General features: G+C 68.9%; 12 protein-coding genes and 3 rRNA genes. 5 read left to right on the top strand and 10 right to left on the bottom strand.

Features of this window, described 5'->3' with window-relative positions:
* Positions 1-30: 30 nt before the first annotated feature.
* On the top strand, positions 31-1863 hold the full coding sequence (locus ACQVFL_RS23930) for a hypothetical protein (RefSeq protein WP_431727653.1): 1833 nt from the start codon (positions 31-33) through the stop codon (positions 1861-1863).
* A 25-nt stretch (positions 1864-1888) separates the two neighbouring features.
* On the opposite strand, the gene ACQVFL_RS23935 is transcribed toward ACQVFL_RS23930, so the two are convergent.
* Positions 1889-2650, bottom strand: a complete 762-nt coding sequence (locus ACQVFL_RS23935) for a lysophospholipid acyltransferase family protein (protein ID WP_396698819.1) — start codon at positions 2648-2650, stop codon at positions 1889-1891.
* Between the two features lie 171 nt (positions 2651-2821).
* Positions 2822-6013, bottom strand: coding sequence for an isoleucine--tRNA ligase (ileS, locus tag ACQVFL_RS23940; protein ID WP_431727654.1), 3192 nt, complete (start codon positions 6011-6013; stop codon positions 2822-2824).
* Positions 6014-6468: 455 nt separating this feature from the next.
* Between ileS and ACQVFL_RS23945 the strand changes: the two genes are divergently transcribed.
* Entirely contained in the window at positions 6469-6909 is a 441-nt protein-coding gene (locus ACQVFL_RS23945) for a carboxymuconolactone decarboxylase family protein (RefSeq protein WP_396698822.1), read from the top strand.
* Complete coding sequence (sigJ, locus tag ACQVFL_RS23950) at positions 6858-7784, top strand: RNA polymerase sigma factor SigJ (RefSeq protein ID WP_396698824.1); 927 nt, start codon at positions 6858-6860, stop codon at positions 7782-7784. Before ACQVFL_RS23945 ends, sigJ begins: the two co-directional genes overlap by 52 nt.
* A 52-nt stretch (positions 7785-7836) precedes the next feature.
* On the opposite strand, the gene ndk is transcribed toward sigJ, so the two are convergent.
* Positions 7837-8262: a nucleoside-diphosphate kinase gene (gene ndk, locus ACQVFL_RS23955; RefSeq protein ID WP_431727655.1), complete on the bottom strand. Its 426-nt coding sequence runs from the start codon at positions 8260-8262 to the stop codon at positions 7837-7839.
* Positions 8263-8406: 144 nt separating this feature from the next.
* On the opposite strand from ndk, the gene ACQVFL_RS23960 reads away from it, so the two are divergent.
* A complete protein-coding gene (locus ACQVFL_RS23960) occupies positions 8407-9963 on the top strand; it encodes a VOC family protein (RefSeq protein ID WP_431727656.1) in 1557 nt (518 codons plus the stop codon).
* Between the two features lie 8 nt (positions 9964-9971).
* On the opposite strand, the gene ACQVFL_RS23965 is transcribed toward ACQVFL_RS23960, so the two are convergent.
* The 3 genes from ACQVFL_RS23965 to ACQVFL_RS23975 form a co-directional block, all read right to left on the bottom strand.
* The gene (locus tag ACQVFL_RS23965; protein WP_396698828.1) at positions 9972-10433 is read right to left on the bottom strand and encodes a DUF4233 domain-containing protein; all 462 of its coding nucleotides are present in this window, start codon (positions 10431-10433) and stop codon (positions 9972-9974) included.
* A complete protein-coding gene (locus ACQVFL_RS23970) occupies positions 10430-11701 on the bottom strand; it encodes a bifunctional folylpolyglutamate synthase/dihydrofolate synthase (protein WP_431729881.1) in 1272 nt (423 codons plus the stop codon). Before ACQVFL_RS23970 ends, ACQVFL_RS23965 begins: the two co-directional genes overlap by 4 nt.
* Before the next feature lie 107 nt (positions 11702-11808).
* Positions 11809-14439: a valine--tRNA ligase gene (locus ACQVFL_RS23975; RefSeq protein ID WP_396698830.1), complete on the bottom strand. Its 2631-nt coding sequence runs from the start codon at positions 14437-14439 to the stop codon at positions 11809-11811.
* Between the two features lie 69 nt (positions 14440-14508).
* Here ACQVFL_RS23975 and ACQVFL_RS23980 point away from each other — a divergent pair, with 69 nt between their 5' ends.
* On the top strand, positions 14509-15192 hold the full coding sequence (locus tag ACQVFL_RS23980) for a hypothetical protein (protein WP_431727657.1): 684 nt from the start codon (positions 14509-14511) through the stop codon (positions 15190-15192).
* A 14-nt stretch (positions 15193-15206) separates the two neighbouring features.
* Here ACQVFL_RS23980 and ACQVFL_RS23985 read toward each other — a convergent pair whose 3' ends face one another.
* From ACQVFL_RS23985 to ACQVFL_RS24000, 4 genes are all read right to left on the bottom strand, one after another.
* On the bottom strand, positions 15207-16481 hold the full coding sequence (locus ACQVFL_RS23985) for an MFS transporter (protein WP_431727658.1): 1275 nt from the start codon (positions 16479-16481) through the stop codon (positions 15207-15209).
* A 117-nt stretch (positions 16482-16598) separates the two neighbouring features.
* Positions 16599-16715 (bottom strand): 5S ribosomal RNA (gene rrf, locus ACQVFL_RS23990).
* A 97-nt stretch (positions 16716-16812) separates the two neighbouring features.
* Positions 16813-19925 (bottom strand): 23S ribosomal RNA (locus ACQVFL_RS23995).
* Positions 19926-20323: 398 nt separating this feature from the next.
* Positions 20324-21839 (bottom strand): 16S ribosomal RNA (locus ACQVFL_RS24000).
* The 16S, 23S and 5S rRNA genes sit together here, the layout of an rRNA operon.
* Positions 21840-21853 lie beyond the last annotated feature (14 nt).

Raw genomic sequence — 21853 nt, forward strand, 5'->3', positions numbered from 1 at the left:
CTCGGGTCGGCGTGAGAGGAGATTGCCGCGATGCCGGAGCCGCAGCCGGGAGCAGACCGGCCGGTCGACGGGAACCGTCCGGACACACACCGGAACGGGGAGTCAGCGGTCACCCAGGAGCAGACCCTCGACCCCGCACCGCCTGCCACCACCTCGCCGGCGGACGAGACCCAGCCGGTCGGCGACGCCGACCCGACCAGTCCCGCCGAACCGACCCGCCCCACCCCACCAGCCGCACCGCTCGACCCGACCCGACCCGAGATCACCCCGAACAAACTTGAGGTCGATCCGACCCGAGCCGAGATCATCCCGACTCGGTCCGAGGCCGCGCCCGATCAGACGCGGGTCGAGCCCGACCCGACCCGAGCCGAGGTCGTCCCCACCCGGTCCGGGGCCGAGACTGATCAGACTCGGGCCGGGACCGAGCCCGACCCGACCCGACCGGTACACGAGCCCGACCCGACCCAGCCGGTGGGCGAGGCCGACCCGACCCGGTCCGTCGACGAGGCCGACGAGCGGAACGGGTCGGTGTCGTCCGAGGGCGACGCGCGTACCACCGTGGCACCGCCCCCCGAGGTCGGCCCGCAGGGCACCCGGATCATGCCCGAGGCGACGGCCGTGGAGGAGCCCGCGCCACGCTGGAGCGGGTCGGCCGCCGTACCGCCGCCACCGCCACGCCGCCGCGTCTGGGGCATGTCCGCCGAGCCCACCCTGCTGCCGCCGGTGGCGCCGGCCGACGCGCCGGAGCACCAGACCCCGGTCGACCCGTGGGCCGGGGCCGACACCAGCGGCTGGCACCTGCCCTCGGCGGACATGCCCGCCCTGCCGCCGCCCACGTTGTCCTACCCCGCACCCCCACCGACCCGGTCCTACACCCCCGTACCACCGCCGGTCTCGTCCGCACCACCGGCACAGCAACCGGCCGCGTACCCACCGCCGCCGGTCTCGTCCGCGCCGCCCGCACACCAGCCAGCCGCGTACCCACCGCCGCCGGTCTCGTCCGCGCCGCCCGCACACCAGCCAGCCGCGTACCCACCACCGCCGGTCTCGTCCGCCCCACCCGCACACCAGCCGGCCGCGTACCCACCGCTGGCCGGGCGGCCCAACCCGGCGGCGCCCGCCGCGCCGATGCGGCCCCCGGCGGCGCCGGTTCGTCCGCAGCCGGCCGCGCAGCCACAGGTACGGCACGCCCCTCCGCCGGCACCACCGGCCGCTCCGCCTGCGCCGCTGGTGCGGGGCTGGCGGGGACGAAAGTCCGGACCCCCCGCGCCGCCGCCGGGCTGGCAGGCGCCCCCCGGGTACGCCCGCCGCCGGAAGCGCCGCCGCTGGCCGTGGATGCTGCTGCTGACGATCGCCTGCTGCTGTGGCTGTCCGGCCTACTACGGGGTCCCGATGGCGAGTCAGTACCCGGCGAACGCCTCGCTGCCGAGCCAGGTCGCCGACCTGGAACTCCGCCAGGACGACCGCAGTACGCAGGCCGCCCGGCAGTTGGAGTCACAGATGCGCCAGACGCACCTGCTCGCCGACGACACCTTCGCCGGTATCTACACCACACGCGCCGGCAAGCAGGTCACCGTCTTCGGCGGCACCGGCTTCCGCTTCGCCCCCTCGGCCGACGCCGACAGCGAGATCGAACGGCTCACCCAGCAGTACTCGCTCGGCGAGGCGCAGGTCGTGGAGACCGGTGTGCGGGGACGGCACGAGCGGTGCGCGGTGGGCAACGTCGACGGCGTCGGGGTGGTGGTCTGCACCTCGGTCGACCACGGCAGCATCACCAGCGCGGTCTTCACCGGTCTCTCGGTGGACGACAGCGCCCAACTGCTCGCCACGATGCGGCGGCAGATCGTCTCGACGAACGGCTGACGAGCGGGTCCGCCCCGATCCCCGCTCAGCCGGCGGTCGGCTCGCCCGGCGTCGACTGACCCGGCTGGCCCGACTGACCCGGCGTCGGCTCACCCGGCGTCGGCTCGCCGGGGGCCGGCGGCTTCGCGCGGGGCGGGGCGTAGCGCGGGACGTACTCCTGGCCGGTGAGCTTCTGGATCTCGGCCATCAGCTCGTCGGTCATCTCCCGTAGCGACGTGCGGTCCGCCGAGCGGCCGGTGAAGTCGAGCGGCTTGCCGAACCGTACGGTGATCTTCGCGCGCCCGGGTCGCGGCATCCGGGCGCCGATCGGCTGTACCTTGTCGGTGCCGATCATGCCGACCGGGATGATCGGGACGCCGGCGGCCAGCGCCAGCCGGGCGGTGCCGGTACGTCCGCGGTAGAGCCGGCCGTCCGGCGAACGGGTCCCCTCGGGATAGATGGCGACCAGGTCGCCGCCCTGTAGGGCGGGGATCGCCGCGTCGAAGGCGGTCAACGCCGCCCGCCCGCCGGCCCGCTCGACCGGGATGGCGCCCAGTCCGTTGAGTACGAACCGGTGGAACGCGCCCTTCGCCCCGGTGCCCTTGTAGTAGTCCGACTTGGCCCAGAACGCCAGGTGCCGTGGCACCACCGTGCCGAGGAACAACTCGTCGGCCACCGACAGGTGGTTGCCGGCGAAGATCGCGCCACCGGTCACCGGGATGTGCTCCAGCCCTTCCACGTTCGGCTGGAAGGCCAGCCGCAGTGCCGGGGCCACGGTGTACCTGCCGATGGTGTAGAGCAGCGGCACTGGTCCTCCGGCGGATCGAGCGGGTTAGGGGCGGTGTCACCGTAGCGGACCCTCGCACACCGACATGCGCGAGGTGGCGCCGGTCCGCAGGCTGGGTGGGATGTTAGGAAGGGCCCCCTGCTATACACCGGGCGTTAGCAGGGGGCCCTTCCTTACACGTCAGCTCACGCGTCAGCTCACACGACGCACCGCTACCGTCACCTGCTCGCCCTCGCCGACCTCCCCGGCGAAGCCGTCCAGGTCGTCGGCGAAGTCGATGCTGTCCGCCAGCACCTCGCGGGCCACGAACTCGGCGTACCCGGACACCGCCGCGCGCACCTCCGCCGATGCCGACACCGACACCACGATCCGGTCCGAGACGTCCAGGTCGGCGTCGCGGCGGGCCTGCTGGACCACCCGGACGACGTCCCGGGCCAGCCCCTCGGCGGCCAGTTCGGGGGTGACCACCGTGTCCAGCACCACCACTCCCTCACCGCCGGGCAGCGGGGCGGAGTGCTCGGCGTCGGCCGCGACCAGCCGCAGCTCGTACTCGCCGTCGGCCAACGTCACCCCGGCCGCCACCGGGGCGCCGTCGACCAACTCCCACTCCCCCGCCTTGACCGCCTTGATCACCTGCTGCACCTGCTTGCCGACCCGGGGTCCCAGCGCCCGGGGCACCACGGTGAGCACCTGCTGGCAGTACGCGGACACCTCGTCGGTGAAGACGACCTCCTTCACGTTGACCTCGTCGGCGACCAGGTCGGCGAAGGGCCGCAACTGCTCGGCCACCGGGCTGGCCACGGTCAGCCGCGCCAGCGGCAGCCGGACCCGCAGTCCCTTGGCCTTGCGCAGCGACAGCGCCGCCGAGGCGACCGCCCGGGTGGCGTCCATCGCGGCGACCAGCTCGTGGTCGACCGGGAACTCCTCGGCCCGCGGCCAGTCGGTCAGGTGCACCGACCGCTCGCCGGTCAGCCCGCGCCAGATCTCCTCTGCGGTCAGCGGCGCCAACGGCGCCACCACCCGGCACAGCGTCTCCAGCACCGTCCAGAGCGTGTCGAACGCCTCGGTGTCGCCCGCCCAGAACCGGTCCCGGGAGCGACGCACATACCAGTTGGTCAGCGCGTCCAGGTAGGACCGGACGGTGGCGCAGGCCCCCGAGATGTCGTACGCGTCCATCTGCGCGCCGGCCGTCTCGACCAGCTCGTTGGTCTTGGCCAGCACGTACCGGTCGAGCAGGCTGCCGGCACCGGTCGCCACCGCGTCGGTCTTCCGCTTCGCCTGGTAGCCGTCCGCGTTGGCGTACAGCGAGAAGAAGTACCAGACGTTCCAGAGCGGCAGCAGCACCTGTCGTACGGCGTCACGCACGCTCGACTCGGTGACCGGCATGTCGCCGCCCCGCAGCACCGGCGACGACATCAGCATCCAGCGCATCGCGTCCGACCCGTACGAGTCGAAGACGTGGTAGACGTCCGGGTAGTTGCGCAGGCTCTTGGACATCTTGCGCCCGTCGGAGCCGAGCAGGATGCCGTGGCTGAGGCAGTTGCGGAACGCCGGCCGGTCGAACAGCGCGGTGGCCAGCACGTGCATGGTGTAGAACCAGCCCCGGGTCTGCCCGATGTACTCGACGATGAAGTCACCCGGGTAGTGGTTCTCGAACCAGTCGCGGTTCTCGAACGGGTAGTGCACCTGGGCGAACGGCATCGAACCGGACTCGAACCAGCAGTCCAGCACCTCCGGCACACGGCGCATCATGGACCGGCCGGTCGGGTCGTCCGGGTTGGGGCGGACCAGCTCGTCCACTGCCGGCCGGTGCAGGTCGGTCAGGCGTACGCCGAAGTCCCGCTCGATCTCCGCCAGCGATCCGTACACGTCGACGCGCGGGTGGTTCGGGTCGTCCGAGCGCCAGACCGGGATGGGCGAGCCCCAGAACCGGTTGCGGCTGATGGACCAGTCCCGGGCGTTGGCCAGCCACTTGCCGAACGAGCCGTCCTTGATGTGTCCGGGCGTCCAGTTGATCTGCTGGTTCAGCTCGACCATCCGGTCCTTGAACGTCGTCACCGCGACGAACCACGACGACACCGCCTTGTAGACCAGCGGGGTGTCGCAGCGCCAGCAGTGCGGGTACGAGTGGGTGTAGGTGTCCTGCCGCAGCACCACCCCCCGCTCCTTGAGCTCCCGGATCACCGGCTTGTTGACGTCGAAGACCTGCTCGCCCTCGTACGGCGGCACCAGCCCGGTGAACCGGGTGTGGTCGTCCACGGTGACGATGGTCGGGATGCCGGCTGCGTTGCAGACGTTCTGGTCGTCCTCGCCGAAGGCCGGGGCGAGGTGCACGATCCCGGTGCCGTCCTCGGTGGTCACGAACTCCGCGCCGAGCACCTGGTACGCCTGCGGTCCGGCCTGCGCGGTGAGGAAGTCGAACAGCGGGGTGTACCGCCGCCCGACCAGGTCGGCGCCGCGTACCGTGCCGACCTGCTGGTATCCCTCCAGCTCCTTCGCGTACGCGCCGAGGCGCCCGGCGCCGACGACGTACCGTTCGCCGTCGCGCTCCAGCACCGCGTACTCGATGTCCGGTCCGACGGCCAGCGCCAGGTTCGACGGCAGCGTCCACGGCGTGGTGGTCCAGACGCCCAGCCGGAGCGGCCCCCGGAGCAGTTCCGGCGCGGACTCGTCGGCGGTCAGCCCGAACCACACGGTCAGCGTGGGGTCGTGCCGGTCCCGGTAGACGTCGTCCATCCGGGTCTCGGTGTTCGACAGCGGCGTCTCGCACCGCCAGCAGTACGCCAGCACCCGGAAGCCCTCGTAGATCAGACCCTTGTCGTGCAGGGTCTTGAAGGCCCACATGACGCTTTCCATGTAGTCCAGGTCGAGGGTCTTGTAGTCGTTGGCGAAGTCGACCCAGCGGGCCTGCCGGGTGACGTACCGCTCCCAGTCCTGGGTGAACTCCAGCACCGAGGAACGGCACGCCTCGTTGAACCGGGCCACGCCGAGGTCGAGGATCTCCGCCTTGCTGGTGATGCCGAGCTGCTTCTCGGCCACCACCTCGGCGGGCAGGCCGTGGCAGTCCCAGCCGAAACGCCGCTCCACCCGCCGACCGCGCATGGTCTGGTAGCGCGGCACCACGTCCTTGACGTACCCGGTGAAGAGGTGGCCGTAGTGCGGCAGACCGTTGGCGAACGGCGGGCCGTCGTAGAAGACGTACTCGTTGTCGGCGGAGCCGCCGCCGGCGGCGGACGACTGCCGGCCGGAGGCGGGACGCTGCTCGACGCTGGCCTCGAAGGTCTTGTCGGCCGTCCAGTGCTCCAGCACCCGGCGCTCGACCGCGGGCAGGTCCGGGCTGGCCGGGACGCCGGTGGCGGTCGGGTCGTGCAACGGATAGGCCATCGGGGGTCGCTCTCCTCGCTGACGCTCACTGTCGTGTGGGTCTGCGAGGACGAGCCGTCACCGGTACGCCGTCACCGGCGCCCCGGGCCGGGCCCGCGGTACCACCCCGCTTGGCGATCGGTTTGCGACCGCCCGCTCGTTGACCGGCTGTGACGGGCCGACCCGTCCGGTTCTACTGAGCCGGTCACCCGGCCGTTCTTCCGGAGGCTCACCGGTGATAGCCGGATCATCGCCATGCCCACCCATGATACCCACCCCGCCCGCCCGCCTCCTCCCGATAACCCCGCCCCGCCGATCATGGAGACGTGGCGACCCGAAAACGGGTCACAACGGCGCGAAACCAGCGCCACAAGTCCATGATCGGCACGGTGTCCGGCGTCACAGCAGCGACCTGTCACGCCCCGACGTGCCGCCCCCGTCGTGGCGGTGTCGGACCGAGACATCGGAGGATTGTCATGCAGCGGATGAACGTGGCCAAGGTGGCGCCGGGGGCGTTCGGCGCCGTGATGGGGCTGGAGAAGTACGTCCGGGCGAACGTCGACCACACCGTGCTGGAGCTGGTGAAGCTGCGCGCGTCGATCCTGAACGGCTGCGCCTACTGCGTCGACATGCACAGCCAGGAGGCGCTCGGCGCGGGTGAGTCGAGCCGACGGCTGTTCGCGGTGGCCGCCTGGCGGGAGGCGCCCTTCTTCGACCAGCGGGAACGCACCGCGCTGGCGCTGACCGACGCGGTCACCCGGCTCGGCGAGCACGGCGTACCCGACGACGTGTGGGAGGACGCGGCGAAGGTCTGGCCGGAGAAGGCACTCGCCGATCTGGTCCTGGCGATTGCCACAATCAACGTGTGGAACCGGATCGCGGTGACCTTCCGCAACGATCTCCCGTCGGACGACTGAACCCGACCGAGGCGGCGGAGGCGGCCGGTGCGCTCGACGCGCACCGGCCGATGCTGCTCGGCCTGGCGTACCGGTTGCTCGGCAGCCGGCACGACGCCGAGGACGTGCTCCAGGAGACCTACCTGCGCTGGGCCCGTGTCGACCGGAGCCGGGTGGCCGAGCCACGCCGCTACCTGTCCCGGGTGGTGACCCACCTGTCGATGGACCGGCTGCGGGCCCGGCAGTCCGCCCGGGAGGCGTACGTCGGACAGTGGCTGCCGGAGCCGGTGTCGACGGTCCCGTCACCGTTCGGTCCGTTGGAACGCGCCGAACTACGCGACTCGCTCTCCACCGCGCTGCTGCACCTGCTGGAGCGGCTCACTCCGCCGGAGCGCGCCGTCTACGTCCTGCACACCGCGTTCGAGCTGCCGTACGCCGAGATCGCCGAACTGCTCGACCGGTCCGCCGAGGACTGCCGGCAGTTGCACCACCGGGCCGCCGCCCGGATCGGACGCGAGCAGCCCCGGTTCACCGCCGACCGGGCGGAGCAGGAGCGGCTGTTGGAGGCGTTCGTCGCCGCCGCCGGTGAGGGCGACCTGCGGAGGCTGACCGAGCTGGTGGCCGCCGACGCGACCGCGTGGAGCGACGGCGGCGGCCGGGTGAGCGCCGCCCGCAACCCGATCAGCGGCGCGGAGCGGGTGGTCCGGTTCCTGCTGGGCGTGCGGGACAAGGGCTGGCCGCTCACCGTGCACCGCACCGAACTCAACGGTCAGCCGGCCGCCGTGGTGGTCACCGCGGGCGGCGCCCGATACGCGGTCACGCTCGGCACCGCCGACGGTCGGATCACCGACATCTTCCTGGTGGCCAACCCGGACAAGTTGCCCTGGGTGGCCTGAGCCGGCCCGTGGCCTGAGCCGGCCCGTGGACGAGCCGGCTCGTCGCTGTCGTTCAGCCCAGCTCGGGGAACCAGAGCGCCAGCTCGCGCTTGGCGCTGTCCGGCGAGTCGGAGGCGTGTACCAGGTTCTCCCGGTTGGACAGCGCGAGGTCACCCCGGATGGTGCCGGCGGCGGCCTTGCGCCCGTCGGTGGCGCCGATCAGGCCCCGCACCACGTCGATCACCTGGTCGCCGGAGAGCACCAGCGCGACCAGCGGCCCGCTGGTCATGAACGTCTTCAGCGGCGGGTAGAACGGCTTGCCCACGTGCTCGGCGTAGTGCTCGTCGGCCAGCGCGGCGTCCATCGTCCGGGACGCCAGCGCGTCGATCCGCAGCCCCTTACGCTCGAAGCGGGAGACGATCTCGCCGACCAGGCCGCGGCGGACCGCGTCGGGCTTGATCAGTACGAGCGTGCGCTCGTCCGGGCTGCTGCTGGACACGCTGGGTTCCTCCTCAGGGCGGAAGCCGGTCGGGCTCGGTACGGTTCAGCCTAGCGACCCGGTCCCGGCCCCGGCGCGGTGGTCGGACCTTCCCCCGGCCCCCGATCCGGCCTAGCCTGGCCCTGACCACCCGGGAGGTCCACTGTGGCGAACGGCGGGAACCGACCCATCGCTCCGGTCCGCAAACTGATCGCGGCGGTGCTCGGCACCGTGGCCGCCTTCGTCGTGCTGTTCGGCCTGGGCATGACGAGCTGGGCGATCGTGGCGCTCGGTGTCGCCCTGCTGGTGCTGGCGATCGCGCTGGCCACCGTGCGCGGTGGCGGGCACACGTGGGTCGTCGGCGCCGGCCATGTGCACAGCGCCTCCGAGCCACCCACCCAGTACGCCTTCGGCCGCTGCGAACTCCAGCTCGTGATCGACGCGCCCGGGCTGCCGCCCCGGTCCAAGAAGATCATCGAGCCCCGGGTACCGGTCGCCAAGTGGCCGTCGCTGGGCCAGACGCTGCCGATCCGGGTGGCGCTGGACGACCCGCGACACGTCCGGGTGCTCTGGGACGAGGTGCCCACCCACGCCGAGGCCGGCATCGCCGACCTCCCGCCCGAGTTCGCCGAGGAGTTCGCCGGGCAGGTCCCGCCGGACGAGGTGCTGATCGGGCAGCAGGCCCCGCCGTGGGCCGACCGGGCGCCGGAGGACGACTTCCACGACCCGCTGGGTGACCCGCTCGGCGCTCCGCTGCGCGACGACCCGATCGAGCCGGCCGAGCCCCGCGACCCGGTCCGGGTACGCCAGCGTCCCGGCGGACCGGTGGTGCTGGAGGGCACCGTGGTCGAGCCGAGCAGCGACTCCCCGCTGCCCCGTCGCGCCACGCCCGCGCCGCGCACCCCCGCCGAGGAGCGGTTCGCGGCGACCACCACCGCCCCGGACGAGGCCGACTTCTTCGCCGACCTGCCGATCGACGACCGCCCCGGCGCCGCGTCGTCCGCCGGTACGGCGAGCACCGCGCCCACGGTCGACCCACCGCCCGCCCCGGTCGGCCTCGACCCGCTGGACCTGCCGCTGGACGACCCGTACCCGGCGACCGGCGAGCGCACCCGTTCGACGCCGCCCGGCAACGAGCCGATCCCGGCGACGACCGCCGCGAGCACGGCACCCGCTCCGCGGACCGCGACCGACGACGGCACGACGACCGCTCCGAGCACGACGACCGACGCGAGCAGGAAGACCGACGCTCGGGACACCGACGGTGCCGCGGACCCGCAGGTCGACGACCGGGAGCTGGACGAGGCGATCTTCGGCTTCGACCCGGACGCCGCCGACCCGGCCGCCCCGATCAGCGGCGTGGGCATCACCCTGCTCGTCACCGAGCTGCCCCGATCGTTGGAGTTCTACCGGGACCGGCTCGGCTTCCGCGAGCTCGACCGGGGCAACGGGAACGCGGTCCTCTCCTCCGGGGCGACCCGGCTGGTGCTGCGCGAGGTGACCGGCGCGCAGCCGATGAACCGGCGGCTGGTGCACGTCAACCTCGACGTCGACGACATCCAGTCGGCCTACGAGCGGATGCGGGACTCGGGTGTCCGGTTCACCTACGCGCCCCGGGTGGTCAACCGGGGCGCCAAGCTGGAGGTGTGGGCGGCGGCGTTCCGCGATCCGGACGGACACGGCATCGCACTGACCCAGTGGCGGGAACGCGCCGAGGCGTGACCCGCCGGTCAGCCCAGGATCACCCGACGGACGTGCAACGCGTACGCCCACACCAGCGCGAACATGACGCCCAGCGCGAACAGCGCCCAGTGCAGCAGCCCGGACAGCAGCAGTAGTCCCTGCAACACGGTGCCGGCCTGCCACGCCCAGGGGCGACGCATCAGTCCGGCCAGCAGTGCCGCCAGTACGGCCAGCGTCACCACCGCCGCGAGCGCCGGGCCGCCGAGATCCCCACCGACGACCCGGATCGGCTGGATCGCCAGCAGCAGCACCAGCGCCTCCAGCGCGAGGGTGCCCGCGCCGAGGCCGCGTACCGCCCGCTGTGGATCACGCAGCCCGGACCGGCGCTGTCCCGGCGGGCCGTCGCCGCCCGCCCCGGGACCGTCCTCGGGCTGCCCCCATCCGGCACCGTCACCGGTGAGGGGCTCGGGGCTGTCGTCCGGTCGGGGCGCGCCTGTGGGCCCGCTCATCGCTTCAGCAGTCGACGGGCATCGGCCACGGTCACCACCGAGCCGGTGATCAGCACCCCGACCCCGGCCAGTTCACCCGGTACGTCCTCCTCGGCCAGCGCCACCGCCGCCTCGATCGCATCCGGCATCTCCTCGGCGACCTCGACCCGGTCCGGCCCGAACACCTCGGCGGCGAGCGCGGCCAACTCCTCGACCGGCAGCGCCCGGGGCGAGCTGTTGCGGGTCACCACCACCTGGTCGACCACCGGCTCCAGCAGTTCCAGCAGGCTGGCCGCGTCCTTGTCGGCCAGCGTGCTCACCACCGCGACGAGTTTGCTGAACGCGAACTCCTCCTGTAGTGCGGTGACCGTGGCCGCCATTCCCTGCGGATTGTGCGCGCCGTCCAGCAGGATCGTCGGGGCGGTCCGGACCCGCTCCAGGCGGCCCGGTGAACTGGCCGCCGCGAAGCCCTCGCGGACCGCCTCGACGTCCAGTTGCCGCCGTGCACCGGCACCGAGGAACGCCTCGACGGCGGCGAGCGCCACCGCCGCGTTCTGCGCCTGGTGCGCGCCGTGCAGCGGGACGAACACCTCCTCGTACACCCCACCGAGCCCTTGCAGGGTGAGCACCTGCCCGCCGACGGCGACCGCCCGACGCAGCACGCCGAACTCGGCGCCCTCGCGGGCGACGGTCGCGCCCACCTCGGCGCAGCGTTGCAGGATCGGCCGGGCGGCCTCCTCCTCCTGGGCGGCGCAGATCACCGTGGCTCCGGGGTGGATGATGCCGGACTTGGCCACCGCGATGTCCTGGAGCGTGTCGCCGAGCCACTCGGTGTGGTCCAACCCGATCGGGGTGAGTACGCACACCCCGGCCTGGATCACGTTCGTGGCGTCCTCGGCGCCGCCGAGACCCACCTCCACCACGGCGATGTCCACGGGCGCGTCGGCGAACGTGGCGAACGCCAACGCGGTGGTCATGTCGAAGTAGGTCAGCGGCTCCGCCGACCGGTCGTCCACCAGTTCGGCCAGCGGCTTGATCTCCTGGTAGACCGAGGCGAACCGGGCCTCGTCCACCGGCTCGCCGTCCAGGCTGATCCGCTCCCGGACGGTCTCCAGGTGCGGGCTGGTGTACCGACCGGTGTGCAACCCGAACGCCCGCAGCAGCGAGTCGATCATCCGGGCCGTGGAGGTCTTGCCGTTGGTGCCGGTCAGGTGGATCGACGGGTACGCCCGCTGCGGGCTGCCCAGCAGGTCGAGCAGGGACGAGATGCGGTCCAGCTCGAAGACCATCCGGGTGAAGCCGCGCCCGGCCAGCTCCGCCTCCGCCTGGGCGAAGGCGGCGTGCGCGGCCCGGTCGCCGCGCGGTCGGTCGCGATCGGTGTGCTCGGTGCGGTCGGTCACGAGGGCAATGCCTCCAGGGCGGCGTCGATCCGGGCCAGGTCGGCCTCGGCGACGGCCAGCCGTTGACGGATCTTGGCGACGACCGGCTCGGGGGCCTTGCCGACGAACGCCGGGTTGTCCAGCTTCGCCCGGGCCTGCCCGGCCTCCTTCTCGGCCGCCGCGCGGTCCTTGGTCAGCCGCGCCCGTTCGGCGGCCACGTCGATCGAGCCCCGGGTGTCCAGCGCGACGCTGACCTCGCCCGGCATGGCCAGCGTGGCACTGGCCTGGAAGTCGTCACCGGCCGCGTCCAACCGGGCCAGGGACCGGATCAGCGGCTCGTGTGCCGCGACACCGGCACCGGCCAGCCCGTCGAGCCGGGCGGCGACCCGCTGGGTGGGACGCAGGCCCTGGTCCGAGCGGAACCGACGGACCTCGGTGACCACCCGTTGCAGGGTGACGACCTCCGCCTCGGCGGCGTCGTCGACGAGCGCCCGGTCGGCGACCGGCCACGCCGCGGTGAGCACCGTCTCGCCGCCGGTGAGCGCCGTCCACAGCTCGTCGGTGACGAACGGGATCACCGGGTGCAGCAGCCGCAGCAGGTGGTCCAGCACGTGACCGAGGACCCGACGGGTGACCTCGGCCGGCTCACCGCCACCGGCCAGCACCGGCTTGCTCAACTCCACGTACCAGTCGCAGACGTCGTCCCAGGCGAAGTGGTACAGCAGGTCGCACACCTTGGCGAACTCGTACGCCTCGAACTGCTCGTCGACCTCGGCCGTGACGTGCGCCAACCGGGACAGGATCCACCGGTCGACGGTCGACAGCCTGTCGGCGTCCGGCATCGGACCGCCGGTGTGCGCGCCGTTGAGCAACGCGAACCGGGTGGCGTTCCAGAGCTTGTTGCAGAAGTTCCGCGAGCCCTGGCACCACTCCTCGCTGACCGGCACGTCCCCACCCGGATTGGCGCCCCGGGCCAGCGTGAAGCGGGTCGCGTCGGCACCGTACCGGTCGATCCAGTCCAGCGGGTCGACCACGTTGCCGAACGACTTGGACATCTTCTTGCCGTGCTCGTCGCGGACCATGCCGTGCAGGGCGATCACGTCGAACGGCTGCCTGCCGTCCATCGCGTACAGGCCGAACATCATCATCCGGGCGACCCAGAAGAAGAGGATGTCGTAGCCGGTCACCAGCACGCTGGTCGGATAGAACTTGGCCAGGTCCGGGGTCTGCTCCGGCCAGCCGAGCGTGGAGAACGGCCACAGGCCGCTGGAGAACCAGGTGTCCAGCACGTCCTCGTCCTGGTGCCACCCCTGATCGTCACCGGAGCTGCTCGGCGGTTCTTCATCGGGTCCGACGCAGACCACCTCGCCGTCCGGGCCGTACCAGACCGGGATCCGGTGGCCCCACCAGAGCTGGCGGGAGATGCACCAGTCGTGCATGTTGTCGACCCAGGCGAAGTAGCGCTTGGCCAGCTCGGCCGGCTCGATCCGGACCCGCCCGTCGCGCACCGCGTCACCGGCCGCCTTCGCCAGCGGCGAGGTGTTCACGAACCACTGCAACGACAGTCGGGGCTCGACCGTGGTGCGGCATCGGGAGCAGTGGCCGACGGCGTGCACGTACGGCCGCTTCTCGGCGACGACGCGACCCTGCTCGCGGAGCGCCGCGACGATCGCGGGCCGAGCCTCGAACCGGTCCAGCCCCTGGAACGGGCCGGGCGCGGTGATCACCCCCCGCTCGTCCATCACCGTCAGCGCCGGCAGGTCGTGCCGCTGCCCGATCTCGAAGTCGTTCGGGTCGTGCGCCGGGGTGACCTTCACCATGCCGGTGCCGAAGGACGGGTCGACGTGGGCGTCCCCCACGATCGGGATCCGCCGCCCGGTCAACGGCAGCTCGACCTCGGTGCCGATCAGGTGCCGGTACCGCTCGTCGTCCGGGTGCACCGCCACCGCCGTGTCACCGAGCATCGTCTCGGCCCGGGTGGTGGCCACCACCACGTCGTCGCTGTAGCGGATCGAGACCAGTTCGCCGTCGTCGTCGGAGTGCTCCACCTCGATGTCGGAGAGCGCGGTCAGGCAGCGCGGACACCAGTTGATGATCCGGTTCGCGCGGTAGATCAGGCCGTCGTCGTACAGCTTCTTGAACATGGTCTGCACGGCGCGGGACAGGCCCTCGTCCATGGTGAAGCGCTCGCGGTCCCAGTCCACCGAGTCGCCGAGGCGGCGCATCTGGCCGAGGATGGCCCCGCCGGACTCCGCCTTCCACTGCCACACCCGCTCGACGAACTTCTCGCGGCCCAGGTCGTGGCGGGACAGGCCCTGCGCGGCGAGTTGCCGCTCCACCACGTTCTGGGTGGCGATGCCGGCGTGGTCCATGCCCGGCAGCCAGAGCGCCTCGAAACCCTGCATCCGCTTGCGCCGCACCAGGGCGTCCTGCACCGTGTGGTCCAGCGCGTGGCCCATGTGCAGCGAACCGGTCACGTTCGGCGGCGGGATGACGATGGTGAAGGGCTGCCGCTCGCTCTCCGCCGACGCCCGGAAGCGACCGTCGGCTACCCACTGCTCGTACCGTCGCTGCTCTACCTCGCCGGGCTGGTACTGGCCGGCTAGGGTCGGGGCATCGAGGCGTCGGGCATCCAGGTTCTCGGTCACCCTCGAAGTCTACGGAGCGCTTCGGCGGACCCGACGTGCGCCACCTGTGGTTCGCGTACGGTGTCGGCTATGTCCGACGCGCGCCGCAGCCTCCACCACCTCGACGACGGCACCCCGGTGGTCGACCTGACCGCCGAGCCCATCGAACTGGACCAGCCTGCGGCGGCGACCGGCCCCGAACGCCGTCCCGTCCGATCCCGGCGCTGGCGGATCGCGGTGGCGCTGATCGCGGTCCTCGTGTTCGCGGGCGTCGGAGCCCTGGGCTCCTGGGGTTGGCGGATCATGCAGCAGAAGGACGCCCGGATCAGCACTCCGGGTGAGATCGCCGGGTTGCGCCAGGACACCAGCGACCGCGCGGTGAGCACCGCCGACTACCTGCGCAGCGGCCTCGCAGCCGACATCCGGCTGGACAGCAGCTTCGGCGCGGTCTACCAGGACCCGACCGACGCCCGCCGGTCGGTGCTGCTCTTCGGCGGCACGACGCTGCTCTGGCAGCCGGAGCGGGACCTGGAGAGCCTGTTCACGCTGATGGGCGACGAGACCGGCGCGATCGACGGCCTGCGCGACGTCTCCCCGGGCCCGCTCGCCGGGGTGATGAAGTGCGGCAGCACCAGCGGCGAGGGCGGTGACTTCGCGGTCTGCGGCTGGGCCGACCACGGCAGCGTGGTGCTCGCCATGTTCCCGTCCCGCTCGATCGACGAGTCCGCCGGGTTGCTACGGCAGATCCGCGAGGCCGTGCAGACCCGGCACTGACGTCCGCCGCCGGGTCACCGCCCGCCGACCCGCGCCACCGGCGTGGCGAGCGCCACCAGCCCGACCACCACACACCCACCGCCGGCCAGCAGACACACCAGGGGTACGCCGTACCCCTGCGCGCCCCACGTCACCACCGCCGCGCCGACCGGGCCGAGCGCGTAGTGGGTCGCCCAGAACACCGAGGTGACCCGGCCGAGCAGATGGTTCGGCGTGACCTCCTGCCGCAGCGACAACGAGCAGATCGCACCGATCGCCAGCCCGCCGAGGTACGCCGCCGCCAGGGCCGCCACCGCCGGCACCGTCCGCGCCGACCCGACCGCCGCGACGGCCACGCCCGCCACCACCATGCTGCCCGACCAGGTGGGCCCGAACCCGACGCGTCGTCGCAACGGCGCCACCACCAGCGAGCCGAGGACCGTACCGAGCGCGGCGAGCCCCAACACCACCCCGACCGTACGCTCCGACCCACCCAGCTCGTGCCCGACGTAATAGATCAACACGTCGTCGAGGCCGTAGCTGAGGAACAGGAACGCCGACAGCAGCAGCGTCAAACTCCGCAGCACCGGATGCCGCCACAGGAACCGGGCCCCGTCCAGCAGCTCGCCCCGCAGCGCCGCCAGCGTCCTCGTGGTCCGTTCCCGGCGCGCCTGCCGCAGCCGTACGGCGGTCAGCCCGAGCGCCGACGCCGCGAAGCTCACGGCGTTCACCGCGATGGCCGTGGTGTACCCGAAACGCGCCGCCACCAGACCGGCCAGCAGCGGTCCCCCGATCCCGGCTACCGCATAGCTCGCCGACAGCTTGCCGTTGGCCTCGGTGATCCGTCCGACGTCAACGAGTCCCGGCACCGCCGTCACGTACGCCACCCGGAACACCATCCCCACGGCGGCACTCGCCGGCAGCACGAGATAGAGCAGCCAGAGCTGCGGCCCCCACAGCCACGCCACCGGTACGGCGGCGAACAACAGCGCCCGCGCGAGGTCCCCGCCGATCAGCAGACGTCGCCGGTTCACCCGGTCGGCCAGCACTCCGGCGAACACGGCTGTGACCACCGACGCCACTCCGGCGACCGCGGTGAGCAGGCCCATCAGCGCCACCGACCCGGTGACCTGGAGGACCAGCAGCGGTACGGCCACCGACGCGAACCCGTCGCCGACCACCGACACCGTCTGCGCCGCCCAGAACAGGCTGAAATCCCGGCTACGCCACAGCCCTGACCTGGTTCTCTCGGTGGCGATGTGGTCCGGTTCTGCGGTGGTGGGCCCTGTGCCCCCGATGGGCGCCGTCACTCGCGTGACGCTAACGGCCGGCGCTCTGACGCGCTGCCCCGGTTCAAGGTGGTGTGATCGGGCCACAAATGCGTTTAGGGCCACCCCCATGTGGGGGTGGCCCTAAAACGAGAAGATGTCCGGCGGTGTCCTACTCTCCCACACCCTCCCGGGTGCAGTACCATCGGCGCTGGAGGGCTTAGCTTCCGGGTTCGGAATGTGACCGGGCGTTTCCCCTCCGCCATGACCGCCGTAACCTTATCAACATGTCAAACACAATCCGCACCAACACTGTCCGTGTCGGGGTGTGTTTGTTTGTTGTGAGTTACACAGTGGACGCGTAGCAACTTTGATAGTCAAGTCCTCGGCCTATTAGTACCGGTCAACTGAACCCGTTACCGGGCTTACATTTCCGGCCTATCAACCCAGTCGTCTAGCTGGGGGCCTTACCCCACCAAAGGTGGGTGGGATACCTCATCTTGAAGCGAGCTTCCCGCTTAGATGCTTTCAGCGGTTATCCCTTCCGAACGTAGCTAACCAGCCGTGCCCCTGGCGGGACAACTGGCACACCAGAGGTTCGTCCGTCCCGGTCCTCTCGTACTAGGGACAGCCCTTCTCAAGTATCCTACGCGCACGGCGGATAGGGACCGAACTGTCTCACGACGTTCTAAACCCAGCTCGCGTACCGCTTTAATGGGCGAACAGCCCAACCCTTGGGACCTGCTACAGCCCCAGGATGCGACGAGCCGACATCGAGGTGCCAAACCATCCCGTCGATATGGACTCTTGGGGAAGATCAGCCTGTTATCCCCGGGGTACCTTTTATCCGTTGAGCGACACCGCTTCCACACGCAAGTGCCGGATCACTAGTCCCGACTTTCGTCCCTGCTCGACCCGTCAGTCTCACAGTCAAGCTCCCTTGTGTACTTGCACTCAACACCTGATTGCCAACCAGGCTGAGGGAACCTTTGGGCGCCTCCGTTACCTTTTAGGAGGCAACCGCCCCAGTTAAACTACCCACCAGACACTGTCCCTGAACCGGATAACGGTCCGAAGTTAGATACCCGAATCAACCAGAGTGGTATTTCAAGATTGCCTCCCCTCATACTGGCGTACAAGGTTCACCGGCTCCCACCTATCCTACACAAGCTAACTCAGATACCAATGTCAAGCTATAGTAAAGGTCCCGGGGTCTTTCCGTCCTGCCGCGCGTAACGAGCATCTTTACTCGTAATGCAATTTCGCCGGGCCTGTGGTTGAGACAGTGGGGAAGTCGTTACGCCATTCGTGCAGGTCGGAACTTACCCGACAAGGAATTTCGCTACCTTAGGATGGTTATAGTTACCACCGCCGTTTACTGGCGCTTAAGTTCTCCGCTTCGCCCCGAAGAGCTAACAGGTCCCCTTAACGTTCCAGCACCGGGCAGGCGTCAGTCCATATACATCGAATTACTTCTTCGCATGGACCTGTGTTTTTAGTAAACAGTCGCTTCCCCCTGCTCTCTGCGGCCATACAACGCTCCACCCGCGCGGGGCTTCACGTCTCCGGCCCCCCTTCTCCCTAAGTTACGGGGGCAATTTGCCGAGTTCCTTAACCACAGTTCGCCCGATCGCCTCGGTATTCTCTACCTGACCACCTGTGTCGGTTTGGGGTACGGGCCGCTCGAAACTCGCTAGAGGCTTTTCTCGGCAGCATAGGATCACTGACTTCACCTGAATCGGCTCGGCATCACGTCTCAGCCACATGACGTGCGGATTTGCCTACACGTCGGCCTACACGCTTACCCCGGCACAACCACCGGCCGGGCTCAGCTACCTTCCTGCGTCACCCCATCGCTTGACTACTACCCGCCAGGTTCCCACGCTCTCCACCCTCAACCCGAAGGTCTTGGATGGATCGGATGGTTAGCACAACGAGGTTCATCAGGGACGCTCCTTCGCGGGTACGGGAATATCAACCCGTTGTCCATCGACTACGCCTCTCGGCCTCGCCTTAGGTCCCGACTCACCCAGGGCGGATTAACCTGGCCCTGGAACCCTTGGTCATCCGGCGGAAGGGTTTCTCACCCTTCTTTCGCTACTCATGCCTGCATTCTCACTCGTGCCGCGTCCACAACTCGATCACTCGGCTGCTTCACCCCCGGCACGACGCTCCCCTACCCATCCACACACCTGCACACAAGCCCGAAGACTCGCGCGAAGTACACATGTGAATGCCACAGCTTCGGCGGTGTACTTGAGCCCCGCTACATTGTCGGCGCGGAACCACTTGACCAGTGAGCTATTACGCACTCTTTAAAGGGTGGCTGCTTCTAAGCCAACCTCCTGGTTGTCTATGCGACCCCACATCCTTTTCCACTTAGCACACGCTTAGGGGCCTTAGCTGGTGATCTGGGCTGTTTCCCTCTCGACTACGAAGCTTATCCCCCGCAGTCTCACTGCCGCGCTCTCACTTACCGGCATTCGGAGTTTGGCTGATTTCGGTAAGCTTGTGGGCCCCCTAGACCATCCAGTGCTCTACCTCCGGCAAGAAACACGCGACGCTGCACCTAAATGCATTTCGGGGAGAACCAGCTATCACGGAGTTTGATTGGCCTTTCACCCCTAACCACAGGTCATCCCCCAACTTTTCAACGTTGGTGGGTTCGGCCCTCCACACGGTCTTACCCGCGCTTCAGCCTGCCCATGGCTAGATCACTCCGCTTCGGGTCTAGAACATGCGACTCAAACGCCCTCTTCAGACTCGCTTTCGCTACGGCTCCCCCACACGGGTTAACCTCGCCACATGCCACTAACTCGCAGGCTCATTCTTCAAAAGGCACGCCGTCACCCCGCAAGGCTCCGACGGATTGTAGGCGAACGGTTTCAGGTACTATTTCACTCCCCTCCCGGGGTACTTTTCACCATTCCCTCACGGTACTCGTCCGCTATCGGTCACCAGGAAGTATTCAGGCTTACCAGGTGGTCCTGGCAGATTCACGGCAGATTTCAGGAGTCCGCCGCTACTCGGGAACATCCATAGAAGACCAGCTGCTTTCACCTACCGGACTATCACCGTCTACGGTCGGCCTTTCCAGACCATTCGACTAACAACTGGTTTTGTAACTTCTTCAGTGAGTGTCAGCCCACCACACAGAGTCCCACAACCCCGACCACGCAACCCCTGACAGGTATCACACGCAACCGGTTTAGCCTAAATCCGCTTTCGCTCGCCACTACTCACGGAATCACTAAATTTGTTTTCTCTTCCTACGGGTACTGAGATGTTTCACTTCCCCGCGTTCCCTCCACACACCCTATGAGTTCAGGTGCAGGTGACACCACATGACTGGTGCCGGGTTACCCCATTCGGACACCCTGGGATCACAGCTCGGTTGACAGCTCCCCCAGGCCTATCGCGGCCTCCCACGTCCTTCATCGGCTCCTGGTGCCAAGGCATCCACCGTTCGCCCTTGACAACTTGACCACAAAGATGCTCGCGTCCACTGTGCAATTCTCAACAAACAACCAACCCACAACCCACAGCCCCACACCAGCAACACCACCCCTACAAGGCGACATCCGGTATGCAAGACCAGGCCATGCCTGGCAACCACCAACCACAACACACGCCGTGGTATCCGGTTCTGAAGCAAACAACCCAACAGTTGTTCCTTCAGGACCCAACAGGGTGCCCATCATCTCCCACCAGCCGCACCAGCAGTCATCCCTCCACACCACCCCCCCAAAAGAAGATGGCCGTACTAGAAACCGCCGGCCGTTGCCGACACGAAACTCACCAGTGTCTCCGCCAATTGAGCACCCCGACCCGACATTCGCAGATCGCGGGCTCCATACCAGCTTTCGCCGGATGGTGCTCCTTAGAAAGGAGGTGATCCAGCCGCACCTTCCGGTACGGCTACCTTGTTACGACTTCGTCCCAATCGCCAGCCCCACCTTCGACGGCTCCCTCCACAAGGGTTGGGCCACCGGCTTCGGGTGTTGCCGACTTTCGTGACGTGACGGGCGGTGTGTACAAGGCCCGGGAACGTATTCACCGCAGCGTTGCTGATCTGCGATTACTAGCGACTCCGACTTCACGGGGTCGAGTTGCAGACCCCGATCCGAACTGAGACCGGCTTTTTGGGATTCGCTCCACCTCACGGTATCGCAGCCCATTGTACCGGCCATTGTAGCATGCGTGAAGCCCTGGACATAAGGGGCATGATGACTTGACGTCATCCCCACCTTCCTCCGAGTTGACCCCGGCAGTCTTCGATGAGTCCCCGCCATAACGCGCTGGCAACATCGAACGAGGGTTGCGCTCGTTGCGGGACTTAACCCAACATCTCACGACACGAGCTGACGACAGCCATGCACCACCTGTCACCGGCCCCGAAGGACCCCACATCTCTGCAGGATTTCCGGCGATGTCAAACCCAGGTAAGGTTCTTCGCGTTGCATCGAATTAATCCGCATGCTCCGCCGCTTGTGCGGGCCCCCGTCAATTCCTTTGAGTTTTAGCCTTGCGGCCGTACTCCCCAGGCGGGGCGCTTAATGCGTTAGCTGCGGCACAGAGAACCGGAGAGGCCCCCCACACCTAGCGCCCAACGTTTACAGCGTGGACTACCAGGGTATCTAATCCTGTTCGCTCCCCACGCTTTCGCTCCTCAGCGTCAGTATCGGCCCAGAGACCCGCCTTCGCCACCGGTGTTCCTCCTGATATCTGCGCATTTCACCGCTACACCAGGAATTCCAGTCTCCCCTACCGAACTCTAGCCTGCCCGTATCGACTGCAGGCCCGCAGTTGAGCCACGGGTTTTCACAGTCGACGCGACAAGCCGCCTACGAGCTCTTTACGCCCAATAAATCCGGACAACGCTCGCGCCCTACGTCTTACCGCGGCTGCTGGCACGTAGTTGGCCGGCGCTTCTTCTGCAGGTACCGTCACTTGCGCTTCGTCCCTGCTGAAAGAGGTTTACAACCCGAAGGCCGTCATCCCTCACGCGGCGTCGCTGCATCAGGCTTCCGCCCATTGTGCAATATTCCCCACTGCTGCCTCCCGTAGGAGTCTGGGCCGTGTCTCAGTCCCAGTGTGGCCGGTCGCCCTCTCAGGCCGGCTACCCGTCGTCGCCTTGGTAGGCCATTACCCCACCAACAAGCTGATAGGCCGCGAGCCCATCCCAAGCCGAAAAACTTTCCACCCACAAACATGCGTCCATGAGTGAATATTCGGTATTAGCCCCCGTTTCCGAGGGTTATCCCAAAGCCTAGGGCAGGTTGCTCACGTGTTACTCACCCGTTCGCCGCTCGAGTACCCCGAAGGGCCTTTCCGCTCGACTTGCATGTGTTAAGCACGCCGCCAGCGTTCGTCCTGAGCCAGGATCAAACTCTCCAACAAAAACCAATTGGAAA

It is taken from the genome of Verrucosispora sp. TAA-831 (genome assembly GCF_050780145.1).
Lineage (GTDB): Bacteria > Actinomycetota > Actinomycetes > Mycobacteriales > Micromonosporaceae > Micromonospora.

What these genes read in the sequence shown, in the direction of transcription:
- ACQVFL_RS23930 (WP_431727653.1), top strand. Translation starts at nt 31, where the DNA reads ATGCCGGAGCCGCAGCCGGGAGCAGACCGGCCGGTCGACGGGAACCGT.
- ileS (WP_431727654.1), bottom strand. Translation starts at nt 6,013, where the DNA reads ATGGCCTATCCGTTGCACGACCCGACCGCCACCGGCGTCCCGGCCAGC.
- ACQVFL_RS23945 (WP_396698822.1), top strand. Translation starts at nt 6,469, where the DNA reads ATGCAGCGGATGAACGTGGCCAAGGTGGCGCCGGGGGCGTTCGGCGCC.
- ACQVFL_RS23965 (WP_396698828.1), bottom strand. Translation starts at nt 10,433, where the DNA reads ATGAGCGGGCCCACAGGCGCGCCCCGACCGGACGACAGCCCCGAGCCC.
- ACQVFL_RS23970 (WP_431729881.1), bottom strand. Translation starts at nt 11,701, where the DNA reads ATGGTCTTCGAGCTGGACCGCATCTCGTCCCTGCTCGACCTGCTGGGC.
- ACQVFL_RS23980 (WP_431727657.1), top strand. Translation starts at nt 14,509, where the DNA reads ATGTCCGACGCGCGCCGCAGCCTCCACCACCTCGACGACGGCACCCCG.